The organism is Deinococcus pimensis DSM 21231, from assembly GCF_000519345.1.
In the GTDB taxonomy this organism is placed as follows: domain Bacteria; phylum Deinococcota; class Deinococci; order Deinococcales; family Deinococcaceae; genus Deinococcus_A; species Deinococcus_A pimensis.
In genome coordinates, this window is the sequence record NZ_KI912619.1 from 33,858 (window position 1) to 39,074 (window position 5,217).

General features: G+C 69.9%; 5 protein-coding genes and 1 tRNA gene. 3 read left to right on the forward strand and 3 right to left on the reverse strand.

Translation table 11 applies throughout. The annotated features are described in order from the left end of the window. A partial coding sequence (locus DEIPI_RS27690) for a hypothetical protein (RefSeq protein ID WP_425387824.1) occupies positions 1–238 on the forward strand: 238 nt, incomplete at its 5' end. A gap of 101 nt (positions 239–339) precedes the next feature. On the opposite strand, the gene DEIPI_RS0101780 is transcribed toward DEIPI_RS27690, so the two are convergent. Beyond that, a tRNA-Ala gene (locus DEIPI_RS0101780) sits at positions 340–415 on the reverse strand. A 132-nt stretch (positions 416–547) separates the two neighbouring features. Between DEIPI_RS0101780 and DEIPI_RS42160 the strand changes: the two genes are divergently transcribed. Together DEIPI_RS42160 and trhA are read left to right on the forward strand one after the other, a co-directional pair. Further along, complete coding sequence (locus DEIPI_RS42160) at positions 548–3,139, forward strand: IMP dehydrogenase (protein WP_245588490.1); 2,592 nt, start codon at positions 548–550, stop codon at positions 3,137–3,139. 91 nt (positions 3,140–3,230) lie between these two features. Further along, complete coding sequence (gene trhA, locus DEIPI_RS0101795; protein ID WP_027480657.1) at positions 3,231–3,875, forward strand: PAQR family membrane homeostasis protein TrhA; 645 nt, start codon at positions 3,231–3,233, stop codon at positions 3,873–3,875. 57 nt (positions 3,876–3,932) lie between these two features. Here the strand turns inward: trhA and DEIPI_RS0101800 are convergent, their stop codons facing one another. Both DEIPI_RS0101800 and DEIPI_RS27705 read right to left on the reverse strand, forming a co-directional pair. Continuing rightward, positions 3,933–4,535 (reverse strand): site-2 protease family protein, encoded by a 603-nt coding sequence (locus tag DEIPI_RS0101800; protein WP_027480658.1) that lies wholly within the window; start codon positions 4,533–4,535, stop codon positions 3,933–3,935. 65 nt (positions 4,536–4,600) lie between these two features. Next, a partial coding sequence (locus DEIPI_RS27705) for a zinc metalloprotease (RefSeq protein WP_052351572.1) occupies positions 4,601–5,217 on the reverse strand: 617 nt, incomplete at its 5' end.

Below are 5,217 nucleotides of genomic sequence, written 5' to 3' on the forward strand. Positions count from 1 at the left end.
CCCCGACGGACGCGGCCGCCCGCGCGGCGACGTGATGCGCCTCATGCGCGAGGGCGCGCTCGCGGCGGGCTTCGACGAGTGTCGGCTGCACCTCGTGATGGAGGAGCACGACGCGGTGGAAGCCACGCTGCGCCTCGCGCGGCCCGGCGACATCGCGGTGATCATGCCGACGAAGGTGGACGCCGTGTGGCGTCAGGTCCGGGCCTTCGAACCCGAGGCTGCCGCGCGCAGCGACTGAGGCCGCACACCGGACACGTCGCCTCACGGAGGCGTGTCCGGCAGCGCCCATCCGGACGGAAAAAAGCACGGAACCCGCACCGAAGTGCGGGTTCCGTGTCTTGGTGGAGCTGAGGGGATTCGAACCCCTGACCTCCTCATTGCGAACGAGGCGCTCTCCCAGCTGAGCTACAGCCCCTTGCGGGCGCCTTCGCGCGCCGTGCGCGCTTCAGCGAAAAGAAACATAGCACGGGCCCCGCGAACGCGCAAGTGGGGCCCGTGAGGTCGATCCCGGTCGACGGGGGAGCGTTGGAGTATACTCCGCCCCAACATGGACCGTTTCGCGTACAAGTTCGGGCAGGACGGCATCACCTTCGACGACGTGCTGCTCGTGCCGCGCCGCAGCGAAGTGCTTCCCAACGAGGTGGACCTCTCGACGCAGGTGACGCGGCGCGTCCGGCTCAACGTGCCCTTCCTGTCCGCCGCGATGGACACCGTCACGGAGACGAACATGGCCGTCGCGATGGCCCGCGAGGGCGGCATGGGCGTCATCCACAAGAACATGCCCCTGGAGGACCAGGCGGAGATGGTGCGCAAGGTCAAGCGCAGCGAGGCGGGCATGATCGTCGATCCCATCACGCTGCCCGTCACCGCCACCGTCGCCGACGCCGACCGCCTCATGGGCGAGTACCGCATCAGCGGCGTGCCCATCACCGCCGACGACGGCCGCCTCCTCGGCATCGTCACCAACCGCGACCTGCGCTTCGTCACCGACATGAGCACCCCCGTGCGCGACGTCATGACGAGCGAGAACCTCGTGACCGTCCCGGTCGGCACGCGCCTCGAGGCCGCGCAGGAGATCTTCAAGGCGCACAAGATCGAGAAGCTCCTCGTGGTGGACGAATCGGGCCGCCTCACCGGCCTGATCACCATCAAGGACATCATGAAGCGCATCAAGTACCCGCGCGCCGCGAAGGACGAGCTGGGCCGCCTGCGCGTCGCGGCCGCCATCGGGAACTCCCCGGACCTCGTGGACCGCGCGGCGGCGCTCGTCGCGGCGGGCGTGGACGTCCTCGTCCTCGACAGCGCGCACGGGCACTCGGCGGGCATCCTGCGCGCCCTGGAACTCGTCAAGACCCGCTTCGACGTGGACGTCGTGGCCGGCAACGTCGCGACGCGTGCGGGCGCGGCGGACCTCATCGCGGCGGGCGCGGACGGCGTGAAGGTGGGCATCGGCCCGGGCTGCTTCGCGGCGGGCACGCGGGTGCTGATGGCCGACGGGAGCTACCGGAACATCGAGGACGTCCGTGAGGGAGACCGTGTGATCAACGGTTTCGGGCGGCCCGTCACGGTGCTGCGGGCCTGGTGTACCGGCACCCGGGAGGTGATGGCGGTCCGGCACGTCACGTGGCCGACCGAGACGGTCGTGACCTCGGATCACCGCTTCTGGGTGGGCGACCTGAGCAGTGTCGCGCCCGCTACGGTGGCTTCGCGCGGATACGCGGCGGTCCTGGAGAGGCCCACGCGCGCGGGCGTGACCCGGTTCGGCTGGAAGGCCGTCGGGGACGCCTCGGGTGACGTGTTCACCCTGCCCCGCGACATCCGCTTCGAGTGGCCGCGGACGCTCCGGGTGGACGTGCGCGCCTTCGGGAAGCGCGAGGCGGTCATGAACGCGCGCTACCCGGCCGAGGTGAGGGAGAGCGAGGCGCTGGGGTACGTTCTCGGGACGTTCCTCGGGGACGGGCACGCCTTCCTGAACACGAACGGCGCGTCGGAGATCGGGCGCGTCACGTGGTACTTCTCCTCCGACGAGGAGGACGTCGTCGCGCGGCTCGTCGCCTCGGTCGAGGAGGTCACGGGCCTCACGCCCACCGTGGAGCGTGAGACGAACCTCGTGAAGGTGCACCTGTACTCGCTGCCCTGGGCGAGACTGCTGGCGGAGTTCGGCAAGCGGCACGAGAAGCACCTCCCCGCACGTTACCTCTGTGCCGACGCGGGCTACCTGCGCGGCCTGCGGGACGGTCTGGTGGACAGCGACGGGTACCTCGCCGCCGACGGTCGCCTCTGCTTCGTGAACTCGTCCACCCGCCTCGTGGAGCTGTTCGGCGTGCTGTGCTTCGTGCTGGAGGGCAGCTTCCCGAACGTCCACGTGGAGGACGGCACGGCGGGCGGTCTGCTCGGCACGAGCGACGAACGCTGCCGGGAAAGTTACCGCGCGCGGCTCAACGTGTCGCACGGGAAGCGGCACACGCGTGACTTCCAGCTCGTGAAGCAGCTGGGCCGTCGTGACCTGTGCCTCAGCGTGCCCGTCTACGACATCGAGGTGGACTGCCCCTCGCACAGCTTCATCGCGAACAACGCCGTGGTGCACAACTCCATCTGCACGACGCGCGTCGTGACGGGCGTGGGCGTCCCGCAGATCAGCGCGATCTTCGAGGCCACGGAGGTGGCGCTGGAGGCGGGCGTGCCCGTCATCGCGGACGGCGGCATCAAGCAGACGGGGGACGTGCCGAAGGCGATCGCGGCGGGCGCGAGCAGCGTGATGGTCGGGTCGATGCTGGCGGGCACGGACGAGGCGCCGGGCGAGATGGTCCTGCGCGACGGGCGGCGCTTCAAGTCGTACCGCGGCATGGGCAGCCTCGGCGCGATGGATCAGGGCAGCAGCGACCGCTACTTCCAGACGGGCACGCGCAAGTTCGTCCCGGAGGGCATCGAGGGCATCGTGGGCTACAAGGGCCCGGTGGGGGAGGTGCTCTATCAGCTGGTGGGCGGCCTGAGAAGCGCGATGGGCTACTGCGGCTCCCCGGACCTGGAGACGCTGCGTCGCGAGGCGCAGTTCGTGCGCATCACGGGCGCGAGCCTGATCGAGTCCCACCCGCACGACGTGATCATCACGAAGGAAGCGCCGAACTACTCGAAGTGACCGGTCGACGTCGCGAAGCGACGTCGACCCGAGCGGAGCGGGTGGGTTCCCCCTCCACCCCCTGCTCACCTCCTCCCGGTAGACTGGGTGCATGAAGCGTCTGATCCTCGCCCTGCGTGAACCCGTCAACTCGCTCACGCACTGGGCGGGCGTGGTGCTGGCCGTGCCCTTCCTCGCGGTGATGCTCGTCTGGGCGCACACGAAGGGCCTGAGCCCGTGGCCCTTCGTGGTGTTCGGCGTGAGCTTCGCCCTGCTGTTCCTCGCGTCGGCGTCGTACCATTCCTTCCGCGTGTCGGAGCGGGCGCAGCTGTGGCTGCGCAAGCTCGATCACAGCGCGATCTTCCTGCTGATCGCGGGGAGCTACACGCCCATCGCGTACTTCGGGCTGGGCGGCACGACCGGGAAGGTGGTGCTGGCGGTGGTGTGGGGCATCGCGCTGGCGGGCGTGATCCTCAAGCTCGTCACGATGCGTCTGCCGCGCTGGGTCTCGACGGGCCTGTACCTTGGGATGGGCTGGATCGCGGTGGTGTTCCTGCCGCAGCTGGCGCGCTCCCTCCCCGTGGGGGCGCTGGTGTGGCTCGGCGTGGGTGGGCTGCTGTACACGCTGGGCGCGGTGGTGTACGCGACGAAGAAGCTGGACTTCCGTCCGGGCGTGTTCGGCTTCCACGAGGTGTGGCACCTGTTCGTGCTGGGCGGCAGCACCGCGCACTTCGCGATGATGCTCAACCTGCGCTGAACGTGGTGACGGAAAGGGAGGCGGGAGCGCGTGCTCCCGCCTCCCTCTTCATCCGCCTCAGAGAAGGGACAGCGCGAGGCTCTGGAAGTACGAGATGACCCGCCCGATCGGCTCGCGCGCGATGAAGACGAACAGCATCACCACGACGAACGAGAAGGGCATCATCTCGAACTCCGCGAGAGAACGGCCGAGCGTGCGCGGGAAGAACGCGCTGATGATGCGGCTCCCGTCGAAGAGGGGGATGGGCAGCAGGTTGAAGACCGCGAGGACGATGTTGATGGACATGAGGTAGAGCAGGACCGTGACGGCGACGTCGCTGGAGCGCAGCACGCTCAGCAGCAGCACGCACGACAGCGCGATCAGGATGTTCGCGATGGGTCCGGCGGCGGCCACGGCGAGCATGCCCCAGCGTCCGACGCGGTTGGGGTTGACGGGCACGGGCCGCGCGAACCCGAAACCGGCGAAGAGGAGCAGCAGTGTCCCGAAGGGATCGAGGTGCGCGGCGGGATTGAGCGTGACGCGGCCCATGCGGCGCGGCGTGTCGTCCCCGAGACGGTCGGCGGTCCAGGCGTGGCCGAACTCGTGCAGGGTGAGGGAGAACACGAGGCTCGCCGCGAGGATCACGAACGCGACGGGGTCCGAAGAGAGCAGTCCGAGCATCGCGTCATTCTACCCGTCGCCTCTCATGTGAACGGTGGCGGCCCTGCCCGTCGGCGCTTGCCCGTCTAGACGGGCAGCCAGCTCGTGAGGGCCTGCGTGCCGATCAGCAGGGCGCGCAGCACGGCGGGCGCGACGTTGCTGATCCACAGGACCACCCAGAGGATGTAGAGCAGCAGGGAGCCGACCATGCGGTGCTCGCGCAGGGCGCTGCGAATCCCGCGCGGGCCGACCTCGCGCAGGGCGCGTCCGCCGTCGAGGGTGGGGAGGGGCAGCAGGAAGAACACGGCGTGCAGCAGCAGCAGGCCCACGGCGCGGCGCATGCCGTCGTACACGACGTCCGGTCCGGGGACGAGCGGCTGGAGGAGCCGCTGGAGGACCGCGACGAGCAGCGCGAACACGATCGTCGCGAGGGGCCCGGCGAGCAGCGCGAGGGCGGCGGGTCGTCCGCGCAGGCGTATGGGGACGCGGCGGGGGAGGCCGAGGCCGAGCAGGAGGTACCAGACGCTCGCGTCGAGCCCGACGTGTATGTCGGGCCGCACCGTGCCGAAGCCCGCGCCGAGCGCGCTCTCGTCCCCGAGGCGGGCGGCGGCGCGCGCCTGCGCGACGTTGTGCACGATGAGGCCGAGCAGGAACAATGCGACGAGGACGACGGCGATGATGGGGTCTCGGGGGATCAGCGTGA

Bases quoted from the DNA above. Each gene is read 5' to 3' on its own strand.
- DEIPI_RS0101800 (WP_027480658.1), bottom strand. From the start codon at position 4,535: ATGCTCGGACTGCTCTCTTCGGACCCCGTCGCGTTCGTGATCCTCGCG.
- DEIPI_RS42160 (WP_245588490.1), top strand. From the start codon at position 548: ATGGACCGTTTCGCGTACAAGTTCGGGCAGGACGGCATCACCTTCGAC.
- trhA (WP_027480657.1), top strand. From the start codon at position 3,231: ATGAAGCGTCTGATCCTCGCCCTGCGTGAACCCGTCAACTCGCTCACG.